Raw genomic sequence first — 2,288 nt, 5'->3', positions numbered from 1 at the left:
GGCGGTCGACCTTGCCGTTGCCGGTCAGCGGCAGCGTCGGCAGCGTGACGAACGCGGCCGGCACCATGTAGTCGGGCAGCCGCTCGCGCAGCGCCTGCTTCAGCGCATCGACATCGGCGCTGCCGGCCACGTACGCGACGAGCCGCTGGTCGCCGGGCACGTCCTCGCGCGCCAGCACCGCGCTCTCGCGCACGCCCGGCTGCTGCGCCAGCAGCGCCTCGATCTCGCCGAGCTCGATGCGGAAGCCGCGGATCTTCACCTGGTGGTCGATGCGGCCGAGGTACTCCAGCTCCAGTGCAGCATCCGCCGCCCGCACGCGCCAGCGCGCCAGGTCGCCGCTGCGGTACAGCCGCTCGCCCGGGTTGAACGGATCGTCGACGAAGCGCGCCGCCGTCAGCTCGGGCCGGTCCAGGTAGCCGAGCGCGAGGCCCGGCCCGCCGACGAACATTTCGCCGGTCACGCCGACCGGCACCGGCTGCATCAGCGCGTCGAGCAGCAGCACGCGCAGGTCCGGGATCGGCACGCCGATCACGCTGCCGGCGCGCGCGTCCACGTCGGCGCGCGTGATCGGCCGGTACGTCACGTGCACGCAGGTTTCGGTGATGCCGTACATGTTGACGAGCCGCGGCTGCGCGTCGCCATGGCGCTCGAACCACGGGCGCAGGCTCTGCAGCTCCAGCGCCTCGCCGCCGAACACCACCTCGCGCAGCGCGGTGCGCCGCGGCGCGCCACTGTCGACATCGGCTTGCACGAGTTGGCGGAACGCCGACGGCGTCTGGTTCAGCACGGTGACGCGCTCGTCGTGCAGCAGTTGCAGGAAGGCCTCCGGCGAGCGGCTCACCGCGTGCGGCACCACCACCAGGCAACCGCCATGCGCCAGCGCACCCCACAGCTCCCACACCGAGAAATCGAAGGCGACCGAATGGAACAGCGTCCACACGTCCTGCGGACCGAAATGGAACCAGCCGGCGGTGGCGGTGAAGAGCCGGTCGACCGCGCGGTGCGTCAGCAGCGTGCCCTTCGGCTGGCCGGTGGAGCCGGAGGTGTAGATCACATAGATCAAATCATCGGCGCCGACAGGGCTTGCCGGATTGCCGGTGGATGCCTCGGCCAGAGACGGGTCATCGAGGCACAGCGTGGTGCCGGCATGCTGTGGCAGCTGGGAGAGCAGCGCCGATTGCGTCAACATCACCGGTGCCTGCGCGTCGCCGAGCATGAAGGCCACGCGTTCGGCCGGGTACGACAGGTCGACCGGCAGGTAGGCGCCACCCGCCTTCAGGATGCCAAGCAGCCCGACCACCAGCGCGATCGAGCGCTCGGCGCACAGCCCGACGCGCGTGCCCGGCCCGACGCCCAGCCCCTGCAGCCGGTGCGCCACCTGGTTCGCGCGGCGGTTCAGCTCGCCGTAGCTCATCGCGACGCCGTCACAGCGCAGCGCGGTCGCATCGGGCATGTTCGCGGCGTGGGCCTCGAAGCGACGATGGATCGGCTGCGCGCCGTCGGCGACCGCAACCACCGGCGGCAGCAAGGCCGCACGCTCGGCGGCACCCAGCAACGGCAGCCGGCCGATCGGCATCGCCGGGTCGGCCACGATGCCATCGAGCAGCACGCGGTAGTGCGCCCACAGCCGCTCGATCGTCGCGCGGTCGAACAGCGCAGGGTTGTACTTGAACGCGCCCGACAGCGCATCGCTGCGGTCGATCAGCCCGAGCCCGAGGTCGAACTGCCCTTCCTGCTGCGCCATCGCATAGGGCTGCACGCGCCAGCCGGCGAAGTCGACCGGCACGTCGCTCGCGCCGGCCACCAGCAGGTCGTTCAGCTCGCGGAACTGCTCGAAGCGCTGCAGCACGAACATGGTCTCGAACAGCGGCGAGCGGCTCGCATCGCGCACCGGTTGCAGCCGCTCGACCAGCAGCGACAGCGGGTACTCCTGCGCGTCCAGCGCCTCCAGCAGCGTGCCGCGCACCTGCTGCATCAGCGTGCGGAACGGCAGCGCGGCGTGCAGGCGCGACCGCAGCGCGACCGGGTTCACGAAATCGCCCATCACGCGCGCGAACTCGGGCTGCGTGCGGCCGAAGGTCGGCGTGCCGACGATCACGTCCTCGGTTCCGGTGTGGCGGTACAGCAGCACCTTGAACGCGGCCAGCAGCAGCACGTACAGCGTCATGCCCTCGTCGCGCGCGAGCTGGTTCAGGCGCGCGGTGGTCGGCGCGTCGACATGGAAGTCGAAGGTGGCGCCCTGCCCGCTGCGCCGCGGCTGGCGCGGCCGGTCGGGCGGCAACTCGACC

General features: G+C 71.6%; 1 protein-coding gene. It reads right to left on the bottom strand.

Annotated features, from left to right (window positions below; translation table 11 throughout):
* Positions 1 to 2,288, bottom strand: a 2,288-nt coding sequence (locus ACXJLU_RS33150) for a non-ribosomal peptide synthetase (RefSeq protein WP_457337974.1), incomplete at both ends; no start/stop codon positions are given.

This window comes from Rhizobacter sp. P5_C2 (assembly GCF_054049715.1).
This window is presented reverse-complemented; position numbering and strand designations above follow the sequence as displayed.